This is a genomic window from Marilutibacter maris, from assembly GCF_003233695.1.
Classification (GTDB): domain Bacteria; phylum Pseudomonadota; class Gammaproteobacteria; order Xanthomonadales; family Xanthomonadaceae; genus Marilutibacter; species Marilutibacter maris.
The window spans coordinates 3,890,073-3,904,975 of the sequence record NZ_CP029843.1; the positions used below are offsets into that span (position 1 = coordinate 3,890,073).

14 protein-coding genes are annotated in these 14,903 nt (G+C 69.7%); 6 read left to right on the forward strand and 8 right to left on the reverse strand.

All coding sequences use genetic code 11. The features are described 5' to 3' along the window. Positions 1-85: 85 nt before the first annotated feature. On the reverse strand, positions 86-1,741 hold the full coding sequence (gene aceB, locus C9I47_RS16780; protein ID WP_111267775.1) for a malate synthase A: 1,656 nt from the start codon (positions 1,739-1,741) through the stop codon (positions 86-88). A gap of 141 nt (positions 1,742-1,882) precedes the next feature. On the opposite strand from aceB, the gene C9I47_RS16785 reads away from it, so the two are divergent. Continuing rightward, a complete protein-coding gene (locus C9I47_RS16785) occupies positions 1,883-2,851 on the forward strand; it encodes a LysR family transcriptional regulator (RefSeq protein ID WP_111267776.1) in 969 nt (322 codons plus the stop codon). Between the two features lie 25 nt (positions 2,852-2,876). On the opposite strand, the gene C9I47_RS16790 is transcribed toward C9I47_RS16785, so the two are convergent. The 5 genes from C9I47_RS16790 to C9I47_RS16810 all read right to left on the reverse strand — a co-directional run bounded on the left by C9I47_RS16790 (position 2,877) and on the right by C9I47_RS16810 (position 9,451). Continuing rightward, positions 2,877-3,932, reverse strand: coding sequence for an STAS-like domain-containing protein (locus tag C9I47_RS16790; RefSeq protein WP_111267777.1), 1,056 nt, complete (start codon positions 3,930-3,932; stop codon positions 2,877-2,879). A gap of 156 nt (positions 3,933-4,088) precedes the next feature. Next, positions 4,089-5,105, reverse strand: a complete 1,017-nt coding sequence (locus C9I47_RS16795; protein WP_111267778.1) for a 3-oxoacyl-ACP synthase III — start codon at positions 5,103-5,105, stop codon at positions 4,089-4,091. 160 nt (positions 5,106-5,265) lie between these two features. Beyond that, positions 5,266-6,183, reverse strand: coding sequence for a zinc-ribbon domain containing protein (locus C9I47_RS16800; protein WP_111267779.1), 918 nt, complete (start codon positions 6,181-6,183; stop codon positions 5,266-5,268). Further along, entirely contained in the window at positions 6,180-6,497 is a 318-nt protein-coding gene (locus C9I47_RS16805; RefSeq protein ID WP_111268215.1) for a DUF4156 domain-containing protein, read from the reverse strand. Before C9I47_RS16805 ends, C9I47_RS16800 begins: the two co-directional genes overlap by 4 nt. Before the next feature lie 176 nt (positions 6,498-6,673). Further along, positions 6,674-9,451, reverse strand: a complete 2,778-nt coding sequence (locus C9I47_RS16810; RefSeq protein ID WP_223250397.1) for a M16 family metallopeptidase — start codon at positions 9,449-9,451, stop codon at positions 6,674-6,676. Between the two features lie 345 nt (positions 9,452-9,796). On the opposite strand from C9I47_RS16810, the gene C9I47_RS16815 reads away from it, so the two are divergent. Then, positions 9,797-10,498, forward strand: a complete 702-nt coding sequence (locus C9I47_RS16815; RefSeq protein WP_111267781.1) for an SDR family oxidoreductase — start codon at positions 9,797-9,799, stop codon at positions 10,496-10,498. A 39-nt stretch (positions 10,499-10,537) separates the two neighbouring features. Here the strand turns inward: C9I47_RS16815 and C9I47_RS16820 are convergent, their stop codons facing one another. Then, on the reverse strand, positions 10,538-10,867 hold the full coding sequence (locus C9I47_RS16820; protein ID WP_111267782.1) for a DMT family transporter: 330 nt from the start codon (positions 10,865-10,867) through the stop codon (positions 10,538-10,540). Between the two features lie 8 nt (positions 10,868-10,875). Next, positions 10,876-11,505: a glutathione transferase GstA gene (gstA, locus tag C9I47_RS16825; protein ID WP_111267783.1), complete on the reverse strand. Its 630-nt coding sequence runs from the start codon at positions 11,503-11,505 to the stop codon at positions 10,876-10,878. A 79-nt stretch (positions 11,506-11,584) separates the two neighbouring features. On the opposite strand from gstA, the gene C9I47_RS16830 reads away from it, so the two are divergent. The 4 genes from C9I47_RS16830 to C9I47_RS16845 all read left to right on the forward strand — a co-directional run bounded on the left by C9I47_RS16830 (position 11,585) and on the right by C9I47_RS16845 (position 14,847). Then, complete coding sequence (locus tag C9I47_RS16830; RefSeq protein ID WP_111267784.1) at positions 11,585-12,511, forward strand: LysR family transcriptional regulator; 927 nt, start codon at positions 11,585-11,587, stop codon at positions 12,509-12,511. Positions 12,512-12,673: 162 nt separating this feature from the next. Next, positions 12,674-13,153, forward strand: a complete 480-nt coding sequence (locus C9I47_RS16835; protein WP_111267785.1) for a tRNA (cytidine(34)-2'-O)-methyltransferase — start codon at positions 12,674-12,676, stop codon at positions 13,151-13,153. Between the two features lie 281 nt (positions 13,154-13,434). Then, the gene (locus C9I47_RS16840) at positions 13,435-14,016 is read left to right on the forward strand and encodes an OmpO family porin (RefSeq protein WP_111267786.1); all 582 of its coding nucleotides are present in this window, start codon (positions 13,435-13,437) and stop codon (positions 14,014-14,016) included. A 213-nt stretch (positions 14,017-14,229) separates the two neighbouring features. Further along, positions 14,230-14,847 carry an outer membrane beta-barrel protein gene (locus tag C9I47_RS16845; RefSeq protein ID WP_111267787.1) on the forward strand — a complete coding sequence of 206 codons (618 nt, stop codon included), beginning with the start codon at positions 14,230-14,232 and terminating at the stop codon, positions 14,845-14,847. Positions 14,848-14,903: the final 56 nt, after the last annotated feature.

Below are 14,903 nucleotides of genomic sequence, written 5' to 3' on the forward strand. Positions count from 1 at the left end.
AAGCCGCGATTGGATTCCCGGGAAAGCTTGATCGCGGCTTACGCCGCTCCTACGGGCTCCTACGGCCGCTTCGTGGCGGCGCGGGTCAGTCCAGCCGCGCGTAGGCGGGCAGGGTCAGGAACTCCTCGAACTCATCGGCATGGGTCAGGCGGTCGAGCACGCCGATCGCCTCGTTGATGCGGCTGCCGCCGGGAATCCGTGCGCGATCGCCGATCCGCTTGGGCAGGCCGATGAAGGCGCGCTCGAGCAGGGCGAAGTCGACCGGGGTACCGTCGTCCAGGTGCAGCTCGTGGCTGTGCAGCCACGACCACAGCTGGGCGCGGGCGATCTCGGCGGTCGCCGCGTCCTCCATCAGGTTGTGGATCGGCACGCAGCCGTTGCCGTCCAGCCAGGCGGCGAGATAGCGCACGCAGACCTCGACGTTGCCCTCGAAGCCCTCGCGGGTGATCGTGCCCAGCGACGGCTTGATCAGGTCGTCGCGGCCGACGGTGACCTCCTCGCGCAGCACGTGCTGCTGGTGCTTGCCGGGCATGCGCTCGTCGAACACCGCGCGCGCGATGGGGATCAGCGCCGGGTGCGCGACCCAGGTGCCGTCATGGCCGGCGGTGACCTCGCGCAGCTTGTCGGCGCGGACCTTGGCCAGCGCGGCCTGGTTGGCCTCGATGCTGGCCTCGTCGCTGCCGCCGACCGGGATCTGCGCGGCCATGCCGCCCATCGCATGGGCGCCGCGGCGGTGACAGGTCTGGATCAACAGCTCGGAGTAGGCGCGCAGGAACGGCTGGGTCATCGTCACCTGGCCGCGCTCGGGCAGCACCCGGTCGCGGTGGGCGCGGAAGGTCTTGATGTAGGAGAACATGTAGTCCCAGCGCCCGCAGTTGAGGCCGGCGATGCGGCCGCGCAGCGCGTGCAGGATCTCGTCCATCTCGAACGCCGCCGGCAGGGTCTCGATCAGCACGGTGACCTTGATCCGGCCCTCGGCCAGGCCCAGCGCCTGCTCGATGTGGCCGAGCGCGTCGTTCCACAGCGCGGCTTCTTCCATGCTCTGGAGCTTGGGCAGGTACAGATAGGGTCCGCGATCCTTCGCGGCGAGCACTTCCGCATTGTGGAAACAGAACAGCGCGGCATCGAACAGGCTGCCGGACATCGCACTGCCGTCGACGCGCACGTGCTTCTCGTCCAGGTGCCAGCCGCGCGGGCGCACCATCAGCACCGCCTGCTCGCGGAACGGCTTGAGCGTGTACAGCTTGCCGGGACGGGCATCGCTGCCGGGCGAGGTGAAGGTCAGGCTGCCGGCGACCGCCTCGCGCAGCGCGCGCTGGCCGGTCATCAGGTTGTCCCAGGTCGGCGAGGTGCTGTCCTCGAAGTCGGCCATGTAGCAGTTGGCGCCGGAGTTGAGCGCGTTGATGACCATCTTCGGATCGACCGGGCCGGTGATCTCGACCCGGCGGTCGAGCAGCGCCGCCGGCAGCGGCGCGACCCGCCAGTCGCCGGCGCGGATCGCCGCGGTGTCCTCGCGGAAGTCGGGCAGGCCGCCGGCGTCGAAGAAGGCCTGGCGCTCGCGGCGCGCGCCCAGCAGGGCCTGGCGGGTGGCCTCGTAACGGCGGTGCAGACCGGCCAGCAGCTCGAGCGCGGCCGGGGTCAGCAGGGCGTCCTGCTCCGCCGCCTGGGCGGTGATCTCGATGCCCGCCGCCGCCCCGGGGGTGGCCTTGGGGTGCTGCCGTTCTGCCATCACTGCCGACATCGTGCGTCTCCTGCTGGATCGGTGGACCGGAAAGGCGATCGCGGGGGCGAATCGCCTTGTCCAGCACCATGCGTCGGCGTCTGGTATTTGACAATCAAGTTTTTGCAATGCACAACATAAATAAAACTTATAATTAACCTCATGGCCCGTCCCACAAGCCCCTCACCGCGCTTCGCCTACAAGGGCGATAGGCTCAAGCCGCTCCGGGCGTTCTGCCAGACCGCCCGCCTTGGATCGGTCTCACGCGCGGCCGAGGCGCTGTACGTGAGCCAGCCGGCGGTGACCCTGCAGCTGCAGGCGCTGGAGCGCGACATGGGCGTCAAGCTGCTCGAACGCAGCGGCCGGCGGCTGGTGATGACCCGCGAGGGCGAGGCGCTGTACGAACTGGCGCGGCCGCTGGTCGAAGGCCTGGACGGCATCGACGGCGCGTTCCGCGAGCGCATGCGCGGGATGGACGGCGGCGAGCTGAACGTCGCCGCCGGCACCTCGACCATCCTCTACCTGCTGCCGACGATCGTGGAGCGCTTCAAACGGGAGCACCCCGACGTGCGCCTGGCCCTGCACAACGTCACCGGCGCCGGCGGCCTGGACCTGCTGCGCTCGGACGCGGTCGACATGGCGGTGGGCTCGATGCTGGACGTGCCCGCCGACCTCGACTACGCGCCGGTCTACCGCTTCGAGCCGATGCTGATCACCCCGCCCGACCACCCGCTGGCCAGCAAGCCCGAGCTGGCCCTGGAGGACCTGTCGCCGTACGGACTGATCCTGCCGCCGCAGCGACTGACCACCTACCGGATGGTCGACCTGGTGTTCCAGCGCGCGCGGGTGCCCTACACCGTGGCCCTGGAAGTCGGCGGCTGGGAGATCATCAAGCAGTACGTGGCGATGGGCCTGGGCATCAGCATCGTCACCGCGATCTGCCTGACCGAGAGCGACCGCGAGCGCCTCGCCGCGCGCTCGCTGGCCGGCTACTTCCCCGACCGCAGCTACGGGGTGGTGGTGCGCAAGGGCAAGTACCTCAGCCCGCAGGCGCGGGCATTCAGCGAACTGATCAAGCCCGACCTGTTCGTGCGCGGCGACTACTACGACACCGGGCCGTCGGAGCGCTGACAGATCGCGCTCAAGGCGAGCGCGCTCAAAGCAGCGGCAACTGATTGCCGCCCTCATCGCGCAGGACCTCGGCCCTGCGGATCATTTGCTGCACCCCAGGGCGAGCGTGCATCGCAACCAACTCGACATCGGGGTGCTCGTTCGCGAACACCCGGAATATCTCGTCGGCGAAAGCCTGGCCGATCCGCTCGACACCATCGAAATCCAGAACCACGGTGCGAAACCGGTCCACCCGCTGCATCAAGCGCTTTGCCTGGGAACGCGAGACCAGATTCTCGTCGCCCATGCGCACCAGCCTTACCGGCACGACCGTCCTGGCAAACGCGTACTCATCCGGACCGCTCGAATAGGCGCTGAAAACCTCCGTGTCGGTCCTCAACGTGTCCGCGGCGATCTCCATGTAGACGTCCGTCCCCCCGGCATGAGAATCCCGATCGAACAACAGATCGTCGCCGGACGCTTCATCATGATCAAAGACCAGCTCGCCGGAGGCGATCTGGAACCGGTCGAACATCCTCGAGGTGAAAAAGACACCCTCTCCCGAGTGGCGCCGCGGATCGGTCGTCAACTTTCCCTTGGACAACTCCAGCAGGGCCAGGCGCTCGTCCGGCAGATCCAGCGCCCGGGTGATCTTGCGAAAGATACCCACGCCGTCATCGGCCACCACGACCTTCACCCCGCTGGCGGTGCGATCCACCAGAACGCGTACCCGCTCGCCCTCGGAGTGATCGATGGCGTTATTGACCATCTCGGTCAGACCGTGATGAAGGATATCGACCACGTTCCTTGGCAATCCGCGCAACAGCGGCGCAACGTCGTCGCTCCACACCCGGTCCTCGGCCAAGCCCGCACGGGCATAGGCGAACCAGCGGCGGCGCGCCTCGCCGATCCGATAGATTGGCCGGGTCGTCCCGGTCTTCGACAGATAGCCTTGAGCGATCAGTTCCCGCACCCGGGACGCCACCGCAGGCCGGCTGAGCCCGAGGGATTCGGCAATGGTGCGCACCAGATCGCGTGGATGCGCGTCCACCGCCGCCAGCAGGGCAGCGTCGATCTCGGGAGAACGGTCCGGACGCGGCATGTCCGAGACTGTAAAGTAAAGCGCGCTTACTTGAAAGTTAAGCGCGCTTACTTGAAAGTTTGATTCACTGAACGCCGCGCAGGCACAACGAAAACGCCCCGGACCTTGCGGGCCGGGGCGTGGTCATGGATGCGGGGCGGAACGCGCCTCGGCGGCCTACCAGACCACCTCGGCCATCGAGCAGTTCAGGCCCGAACCGATGCCCAGCAGCGCGACCCGGTCGCCCTTCTTCAGGCGGCCCATCTCGCGCAGCTTGCTCAGCACGATCGGCACCGAGGCCGGCCCGATGTTGCCGTGCTCGCCGAAGATCGTCAGCACCTTCTTCGGGTCGATGCCGAAGGCCTTCACGAAGGCCTTGGTGTGGACCTGGCTGACCTGGTGGATGACGAATTCGTCGAGCTCGTCGGCGACCCAGCCCAGCGCGCTGCGCGCGGCGACCCAGGTGTTCTGGGCCAGCTTCAGGCCCTCGCTCAGCAGCAGGCGGGTATCGGTGACCATGCGGTCGAGATTGCCGCGGCACAGGCCGTTCCACTGGGTCGCGGCACGGGTCACGCCACCGCGGTAGCGCGGCGCGCCCGGGGCCAGCTCGGCCCGCGCGAGCACCATCGCCGCGGCGCCGCAGCCCAGGGTCAGGGTCGCCAGCTCGTTGCGGAACTGCTCCTCGGTCGCGTCCGGCGAGGACAGCCGGTCGAGGGTCTTCTCGTAGGCCAGGCCGGCGGTCTCGCCGTCGACGACCAGGGCATAGTCGATCTCGCCGCGCTCGATCATCCGGCTGGCGATGTCCATGCCGTTGATGAAGGCCAGGCAGGCATTGGCGACGTCGAAATTCTGGCAGTTCTCCGACAGCTTGAGATTGCCGGCGACGATGCTGGCGGTCGACGGCTCCAGATAGTCGCGGCTGACCGAGGTGTTGACCAGCAGACCGACGCGATCGGGCTCGATGCCGGCGTCGGCCAGCGCCTTCACGCCCGCCAGGGTGGCGGCGTCGGAGGCCTGCATCTCACCGTCCCAGAGCCGGCGCGCGTTGATGCCGGCGATGTCCTTGAGCACGTCGGTGCGGATACCCAGACGGTCGAGGGTCGGTTTCAGGCGGGCGTTGATCTCGTCCGAACTGAGGCGACGCGGTGCGTCGATATGGGCCAGACCCGCGATCGCGACATGTTGGAACAGCATGGCGGCAGCTACCGGAAGATATGAAACAGCGCGCCAGCATACCCTGTTGCCGCCGCTCCCGCCATCCGCCACCGAATGGTGAGCCCTGGTGGCGGCCGGGGTGACCCGGCAGCCGCGCGCGCGACCCACGGATCCGCGCCACTGCGGGCCCGGGCCGCCGCTAGATTTCCTCACCCCAGGCGTATCGGACCGCCAGGCCGACCCGGCGGTCGGCGTGCCCGCGCAGCTTCCCCCGCCACGACCGGTACAGGGCCTCGTCGGCGGCGTTCCAGCGGACCGCCCAGACCAGCCGGATCAGGCGTTCCGGATCGGCACGGCGCCATTCGGTCTCCAGCGCCCGCTCCCAGAACGCCCGCGGCCGGTTGACCAACGCTTCCAGCAGATGACCGCCCTCGCGATGGCCGCTCAGTCCCGTCTCCAGCGCCCAGTCAGACTCCGCCTCCGGCAACTTCAGCGCCAGCGCCTTCGCCGCAGCAGACCGCGCCTGGAACAGCCAGCTACCGCGCGGCGGCGCCTGGGCCGGAGACACCATGGCCTTCAGCCGCTCGACACTGGTCGCGTCTGCCCAAAGCCCCAGGGTCTCGAGGGCCACCACGCGCACGCCCCACCACTTGCTCTCCAACGCCTCGTCGATCGCGCGCCGGGCCGCCGCATCCGGTGCCCGCGCGCCCAGCGCCCGCAACTGCCTGCACCGCTCACGCAGCGCATTGCCGGCCGGATCGCCCTCGCGACGCGCGCGCCGGCACCGGCGGCAACGCACCGCCTCGCTGTCGATGGGGGCGCGCACCTCCTCGTACCACCACTTCTGCTGCTTGGCCGTCCACACCTGCGCCTCACCGCAATCGCGGCAAGTGAAGGGGCGGTCGAAATAGAACGCCGGCAGCAGATCGTAGGTGTTGTTGTAGCGCGCCAGCAGTTCACGGTCGGTGGCAACGCCCCCCACCACCGGCGGCGGACCCGCCTCGTCCCGCCAGCGCGGGTCCGGCTGCGCCAGCGCCCGCCGGGCCGCTTCCGCGCGCTTGAGCCGCTTGTCGCGGATCTCGGCGCGCCGCTGCTTGTTGCTCTTGCGCTCGCTCACCCGCCGCAACGGTAGCCGGCGAAGCGCTGTTCGCCGTCGCGGGGCTCGTCCAGGGGCTGGATGGTGTTCGCGCCCAGGCCCGGGCCTTCGTTGCGGGCCAGGGTTTCCAGTTCCTCGCGCACGCGCAGCGGATTGCGGTCGTAGAAGGCGACGCTGTCCTTCACCGATACGCTGATCTCGCCCAGTTTCTGGCAGCCGGCCGGCGCGGTGCCGGCGGGCACCACCCGCACCGCGCTGGCGCCGGGCGCCATGTGGACCCAGGTGCAGCCGGCGGCCAGCAAGGCGATCGAAGCGGCAAGCAACGGCAGGCGGATCGTGTTCGTGCGCATCGTGAGGGTCTCGTCGGTCGTATTGCCGGCGACCCTATCCGAAGCGGTCGCCGGAGACAAAGCGGAACGGGACGCCGCAGCGCCCCGTCCGCGGGGACGGCCCATTGATAGCCGGCCGCCCCCTCCCCGCCGCTGAACGGCGGGCGTGTCCGATGCCGGCCTTACTGGCCGCCCACCGGCTTGCCGTCGGCGTCGAGCACCTGCACCTCGCCCAGGTTCAGCGCGCGGATCGGCGCCTCCATCTGCGACAGGTCGCCGACCACCACCCAGACCAGCTGCGACGGGTCGATCGCCTTGGCCGCGACGGCGACCTCGGCCGGGGTCATCGCCTGGATCTCGGCGTTGCGGCGGACGATGTAGTCGTCCGGACGCTGGTAGCGGACGATCCCGCCGATGGTGCCCATCACCGCGCCGGCGGTCTCGTAGGCGCCGGGCAGGCTGCGGCTCTCGTTGGCCTTGATCCGGTCGATCTCGGCCTGGGTCGGCGGCGCCTTGCCGCTGACGTACTCGCCGACCTCGCGCTGGATCTCGGCCAGCGACTCGGCGGCCTTGTCGATCTGCACCGGCGCCACCGCCAGCCACGGGCGCTGGCCCTTGGCATTGGTCAGCACCGTGCGGGCACCGTAGGACCAGTGCTTGTCCTCGCGCAGGTTCATGTTCAGACGCGCGACGAAGGACCCGCCGATCACCTCGTTGGCCATCTGCAGCAGGGTCTCGCCCTCGCTGCCGGTCGGCGGCATCAGTTCGCCGGCGAAGATGTTCGCCTGCACCGAGCCGGGCTGGTCGATCAGGTAGACCCGCGCCTGCTGCGGACGCGCGACTTCGGGCACCACGGTCTCCTCCCGGGTCTCGACCACGCCCTTCCAGTCGCCCAGGTGCTTGTTCAGCGCCGGCACGATCTCGGCCAGGGTGGTGTCGCCGACCACGATCAGGGTCGCCCCCTCGGGACGGATCCAGGCGCGGTGATAGGCGGCCAGATCGTCGCGGCCGAGCGCGGCCACCGACGCCTCGGTGCCGGAGCCGCTGAACGGCATCGCATAGGGATGGCCCTCGCCGTACAGCAGCGGCGGCAGCACCCGCAGCGCGGCCGAGTTCGGGCGCGCCTTCTCCTGCTTGATGCCGGCGATCCAGCTGGCCTTGACCCGCTCGATCTCGGCCGGCTCGAAGCGCGGGCTGCGCAGCATGTCGGCGAACAGGTCCAGCGACGGGTCCAGGTTCTCCTTCAACGCCGACAGGTAGGCATTGCCGCCGTCGAGCGCGGCACCGGCGCCGAGGTTCGCGCCCAGCGCCTCGGCGCGATCGCGGAACGCCAGCGCGCCGTATTCGCCGGCGCCCTCGTCGAGCATGCTCATCGCGAAGCTGGCCACGCCGAGCTTGCCGGCCGGGTCGGTGTGGTAGCCGCCGTCGAACTCGTAGCTGAGCTGCACCACCGGGATGTCGTGGCGCTCGGCCAGGATCACCTCGGTGCCGTTGTCCAGTCGCGCCCGCTGCAGGTCCGGGAACTTCAGGGTCGGAAACTGTTCGGGCATCGGCACGCCGGCGCTGCGGTCGACGTCGCTGGCGGTGGTGCGGAACCTGGGGTCGACCGCCGGCCGCTGGAACGGCTGCGGCGTCACCGCCGGCTCCTCGGCCAGCGCGGTGCGCTCGCCCGGCTCGACGACCAGGGTGTGCGAGCCCTTGCCCAGCCACTTGCGGCCGACCGCCTTGACGTCGGCGGCGCTGGTCGCGGCGATGTTGGCCAGCGACTCGCGGAAGCAGCCCGGATCGCCGGTGAACACGGCGCACTCGGCCAGCGCGTCGGCCTTGCCGCCGAAGCCGCCGATGCGTTCGATGCCGCGGATGAAGCCGGCGCGGTAGACGGTCTTGGCCTGGGCCAGCTCGGCCTCGGTCGGGCCTTCGGCGAGCAGCTTCTCCAGCTCTTCGTCGACGATCTTCTCGACCCGCGCCACGTCGACGCCTTCCTTGACGTTGACCATCACCATGAAGTTGGAGCCCAGCTGCGAGGCATAGGCGCCGGTGCCGACGCTGTCGGCCAGCTTCTCGCCATGCACCAGGCGCTTGTCCAGGCGCGAGGACGCGCTGCCGCCGAGCACCTGCGACAGCACCTGCAACTGATCGATGTCGCGGGTGCCGACCTCGGCCACGTTCCACAACCGGTAGATGCGTGGCTGCGGCACCTTGTCATGCATCACCTCGCGGGTGTCGGCCTCGCGCTGCGCCACGTCGACCGCCGGCTGCGCCATGGTCGGACCGGCCGGGATGTCGCCGAAGTAGCGGGCGACCTTCTCCTTGGCGGTGGCGACGTCGATGTCGCCGGCCAGCACCAGCACCGCGTTGTTGGGGCCGTACCAGGTCCGGAACCAGGTCTTCACGTCCTCCAGCGAAGCGGCGTTGAGGTCGTTCATCGAGCCGATCGTGCTGTGGTGGTACGGATGCCCCTTCGGATACAGCGAGCGGCCCATCTGTTCCCAGACCTGGCCGTAGGGCTGGTTCTCGCCCTGGCGCTTCTCGTTCTGGACCACGCCGCGCTGCTCGTCGAGCACCTTCTGGTCGATCGCGCCGAGCAGGTGGCCCATGCGGTCGGACTCCATCCACAGCGCCATGTCCAGCGCGGTGGTCGGCACGTTCTGGAAGTAGTTGGTGCGGTCGGAATTGGTGGTGCCGTTCATGTCGGTCGCGCCGACCAGTTCAAACGGTTCGAAGTATTCGCCGCGATGGTTTTCCGAGCCGTTGAACATCAGGTGCTCGAACAGATGCGCGAAGCCGCTGCGTCCGGCCGGCTCGTCCTTGCTGCCGACGTGGTACCAGATGTTGACCGCGACGATCGGCGCCTTGCGGTCGGTATGCACGATCACCCGCAGGCCGTTGGGCAGGGTGAACGCCTCGTAGGGAATGTCGACGCCGGCGCGCACGGCCTGCTGTTCGGCCATGACCGGCATCGGCGCGGTCCAGGCCACGCCGCCGATCGCGGTCGCCAGGGCGGCGGCGAGCAGGCCGCGGTTGAACAGCCGGCGCGCACCGGCGCGGCTCGGACGGGAGATTCCCGCGCGACGCGGGGCTCGGTCTACGGACATCGGATACTCCTTGAATCTTCCATTGATGGCTCGCCGATCTCCCTGTCAGACCGACTGGCGTGAACCGCCATCCTAGCCCGCCGTCCGATTGCGGGCACTAGGCCACAAGTCTCGCCACATGCTGCGAACAGGCGATTGTGGTTTCATGGACACAGCGCCCCGGGCGCGACCCGCGCGCGCAACGCCACCCATCGTCCAGCGAGGTGTGCCATGTCCCGCCCCCGCCGCTGTCTGGTCACCGGCGCGAACCGTGGCCTCGGACTCGAATTCGCCCAGCAATTGCTCGAACGCGGCGACCACGTGCTGGGCGCCTGCCGTCATCCCGGCCGCGCCTCGGCCCTGAACGACCTGGTCGGCGAGTATCCGGGGCGGATGCACATGCTGCCGCTGGACACCGCCGACGCCCGCTCGATCGCCGAGTTGGCGCGCGAGCTGCCATTGGTGTTCGACGGCCTCGACCTGCTGATCAACAATGCCGGCGTGCTGCATTCGGGCGAGCGCTTCGGCAGCGTGCAGGCGCTCAACCTCGACGACAGCTTCCGCACCAACGCCAGCGGCCCGTTCCTGCTGACCCAGGCGCTGGCGCCGGTGCTGGCGCGCGGCGCGCGGGTGGTCAACCTGTCCTCGTCGTGGGGGTCGATCGCCGAGCTGGAGGCGTTCCGCACGCCCAGCTACGCGATCTCCAAGGCGGCCCAGAACATGGCCAGCGCCCTGCTGGCCAAGGCGCTGGCCGAGCGTGGCGTCGTCGTGCTCGCGCTCAACCCGGGATGGGTCCAGACCGACATGGGCGGCGCCCATGCCGAGTTGACCCCGGCCGAGGCGGTCGCCGGAATGCTGCAGGTGATCGACGGCGCCGGCATCGCCGACAGCGGCCGCTTCCTCGACCATCGCGGCGAGCCGGTGCCGTGGTGAGCGCGGCCCCAGGCCGGCCCTGCCCGGGCAGGCGCCCGCTCAGGCCGGCGCCAGCTTGAGCAGGACGATGCCGGCCAGCACCAGGGCGACGCCGGCCAGCCGCAGCGCGCCCAGCGACTCGCCGAACAGCAGCGCGCCGGCGACCACCGTGCCGACCGCGCCGATGCCGGTCCACACCGCATAGGCGGTACCGACCGGCAGCACGCTGAGGCTGCGGCCCAGCAGCCACACGAAGGCGGCCAGCAACACCAGCGACAACGCGCTCCAACCGAGCCGGGTGTAACCGTCGGCGTACTTCATCGACAGCGCCCACAGCACGTCGAGCACGCCGGCGACCAGCAGCATCGACCAGGCGGTGGCGGTGCTCATCGCCGCGCTCAGGCCGCCGCCGCGACCGCCATGCCGTGCGCCCGCACCGCCTCGCGCACCGACGGGCGCGCGGCGATCCGCTCCAGGTAGTCGCGCAGCCGCGGGAAGCCGGACAGCTCGACGCCGGTGAGCTTCGACCAGCCGATCACGGTGAAGGCATAGGCATCGGCGACGCCGAAGCGCTCGCCCAGCAGGTAGGGGCCGTCCGCCAGCGCCTGCTCCACCAGGGCCAGGCGCGCGGCCAGCTTCGCCCGCACCGCCTGTTGCGCGGTCTCGCCCAGTTCCGGGTGAAACAGCCATGGGCTGTAGCTCTTGTGCAGCTCGCTGCCGATGAAGGCCAGCCACTCCAGCAGGCGGTAGCGTTGCGCGCTGTCGGACGCCGGCGCCAACCCGCTGGCGGGCGCGCGGTCGGCCAGGTACAGGACGATCGCCAGCCCCTCGGTCAGCAGGCCGCCGTCGTTCAGGCGCAGCGCCGGCACATAGTCCTTGGGATTGATCGCGGCGAACGCCTCGCCCTCGCCGACGCGGTGGGGCGCCTGGCGGATATCGACCCGCTCCAGCTCCAACGCGATACCGGCTTCATTGGCGACGATCAACGGCGAAAGCGAGCAGCTGTAGGGGGCATAGTAGAGCTTCATGGTCGACTCCTCGTGGGGGGAGACGACAGCGTGATGCTGTATTGTTCGCAAACCAATACGGCAAAAAGGAACTTTTAGTTTGCGTAAATCGCAAACAAAGGCGACTGCCGGCAGCGTCGGCCTCGACGATCTGCGCCTGCTGTTGGCGATCGCCGCCACCGGCAGCCTCGGCGGCGCAGCGCGTCAGCTGGGCGTCGACCATTCCTCGGCGTTCCGGCGCCTGGGCGCACTGGAGCAGCGGATCGGCGCGCGCCTGTTCGACCGCGCCCGCCGCGGCTACACCGCGACAGCCGCCGGCGAGATCGCGATCGCCGCCGCCGGCCGCATCGGCGAGGAACTCGACAGCCTCGATCGGCGCCTGCTCGGCGAGGACCTGCGCCTGTCCGGGCCGGTCCGGGTCACCACCACCGACACCCTGCTGCACATCGTCGCGCCGCTGTTCGCGCAGTTCCGCGAGCGCGAGCCGGGCATCGTGGTCGAGGTCGCCGCCGGCAACGCCCTGTTCGACCTCAGCCGCCGCGATGCCGACCTGGCGATCCGTCCGGTCGCGACCGTGCCCGAACACCTGATCGCGCGCCCGGTGGCGACGGTCGCGATCGCGCCATACGCCAGCGCGGACTACCTCGCCCGCGCCGGCGAACGGCCGCTGGCCGGGATGGACTGGATCGCCCCCGACGACTCGCTGTCGCATGTCGGCAGCGCGCGCTGGATCGCCGCCCATGTCGCCCCCGCGCGCATCGTCCACCGCGCTGACTCGCTGCTGGCGCTGATGCACGCGGCGCGCGCCGGGATCGGCGTGACCGCGCTGCCGTGCTACCTCGGCGACTGCGAACCGGGGCTGCGGCGCGCCGGCGCGCTGCTGGAGGACGCGACGGTGCCGCTGTGGCTGCTGACCCACCCCGACCTGCGTCCGGTGCGGCGGATCCGCGCGCTCAGCGAGTTCCTGTTCGAGCGCCTGCGCGAACAACAGGCGCTGTTCTCGGGCCAGCACCCGGCGCCCGCATGAGGAACCTCTGAGCGGTTCAGGGGTTGCGTGCGCCAAGAACGGCGCATGCGCGGACCGGGCGCTCAAGTGCGTGGTCCACGGGAGCACGGTCGCGCTTGGCTCGACCGTGCGGCGCCTGAACAGATCCAGGATGGAATTGTTCAGACCTCCCATAATGCGCCGATGTTCGATGTAATCCTCTACCAGCCCGAGATCCCGCCCAATACCGGCAACGCGATCCGGCTGTGCGCCAACACCGGCGCGCGCCTGCACCTGATCGCGCCGCTGGGCTTCGACATGGACGACCGCCAGCTGCGTCGCGCCGGCCTGGACTACCACGAGTACGCGACCGTGCGGGTCCACGAGGGTCTGGACGCGGCGCTGGCGGCAATCGCCGCGGCCAACGGCGCCGCCCCGCGCCTGTTCGCCCTGAGCACCCGCGGCCGCACCCGCTTCGACCGTCCGCAGTACCGTGCCGGCGATGCCTTCCTGTTCGGTCCGGAGACCCGCGGCCTGCCCGACGCGGTGCTCGACGCCCTGCCCGAGGCGCAGCGCCTGCGGCTGCCGATGCGTCCGGGCAACCGCAGCCTCAACCTGTCCAACAGCGTCGCCGTGGTGGTCTTCGAGGCCTGGCGCCAGCACGGCTTCGACGGCGGCAGCTGAGCTCGCCCACCGCCGAGCCGGCCCGCAACAGCGCGGGAGCCCATCGCCACCGTGACGCGCGGCCGGACCGGCGCCCGGAAGCCCCGTCTCCGGCCCGCGGAGCCACGCCCGGCGACCGCCCCGCAACGACCACGGCCCGGCGCAATAGTTCCTGAACCTATCCGTTCACTATTAAGCCGCAATTGGGGATCGCTACGGATACTGGCCGTCACCGGATGCGACGGCCGTCAAGAAAACCGCGCCCCGGCCCGATACCAAGACAAACAAGAGGCTAAGTCCCCATGAAGCGCTTCGCTATTTCCAAGCTTGCCGCCCTGTCCCTGATCGCCGCGCTCCCGTTCGCCGCCTCCGCGGCCGAGGGCGTGTCCTACAACTACGTCGAGGGCGGCTACGCCGCCACCAACACCGACGGCGGCGACGCCGACGGTTGGGCGATCGGCGGTTCCGGCGCGATCGCGCCGAACTTCCACATCTTCGGCAACTACACCAATCAGGACATCGACGACACCAACCTCGACTTCGACCAGTGGCGCCTGGGCGTGGGCTACAACCACGAGATCAACCCGAACGTCGACCTGCTGACCCGCATCGCCTACGAGAAGATCGATTTCGGCGGCGACCTGGACGCCGACGGCTGGAGCGTCGAGGCCGGTGTCCGCGGTGCGTTCACCCCGAACTTCGAGGGCTACGCCCTGGCCGGCTACGAGGACTACGACAAGATCGCCGGTCAGAACATCGACGGCGAGTTCTACGGCCGCCTCGGCGCGCTGGTGAAGTTCAACCAGACCTGGGGCATCAACGGCGACGTCAAGTTCGTCGACGGTGACACCCAGTGGTTCGTCGGCCCGCGCGTCAGCTTCTGATCGCGTTCCGACCCACCCCATCGCGCTGAATCTCTCTCTCCCCCGAAACATCGCGATGTAGCCCGGCCCTCGTGGCCGGGCTTTTTTTTGCCCGCGCGGCACCGACCCTGATCACAAAACGATTGCCGCACCGGTCACGCTCGGCTATCGTCCGCGGCGCCGCGCAGCGGCAAGGACATTCCACAACAGTCTTACCAAGGGATCAGGGATTTCATGAAGAGCACCATTGTGCTGGCCGCGATGCTCGCGGCGGCGCCGTTCGCCGTGTCTGCAGAGGACCTCAGCTACACCTATGCCGAAGGCGGCTACGCCCGCGCCAACATCGACGAGCGCGACCTCGACGACCCGGCCGGCAACGGCGGCTACCTGCGCGGCTCGATCGCGGTCAGCCCCTCGTTCAACCTGTTCGGCAGCTACTCCAGGGTCAGCGACGACTACCGCTTCAGCGACGCCTACGACCGCTACCGGGTCGACATCGACCTCACCCAGGCCGAACTGGGCATCGGCTACCACACCGCGCTGGGCGAGCGCCTGGACTTCATCGCCGAGCTGGCCTACCAGCGGCTCGAGGTCGACGCCGACCTGCGCGGCTACGGCTCGGCCAGCGACGACTTCAACGGCGGCCGCGCGGCGATCGGCGTGCGCGCCGGTACCGAACAGATCGAGGGCTGGATCAAGGCCGGCTACGTCGACGGCGGCGATTTCGACGGCGACTTCGTCGGCACCTTTGGCGGCCAGTACCGCTTCAACCCGACCTGGGGCCTGGTCGGCGAGGTCGAGCTGCTCGAGGACGTCAGCCACTTCAAGATCGGCGTCCGCGCCAGCTTCTGAGTCACCGCGCTCGGCGACAAGCCCGGCTCAGGCCGGGCTTTTTCGTGCCCGCATGC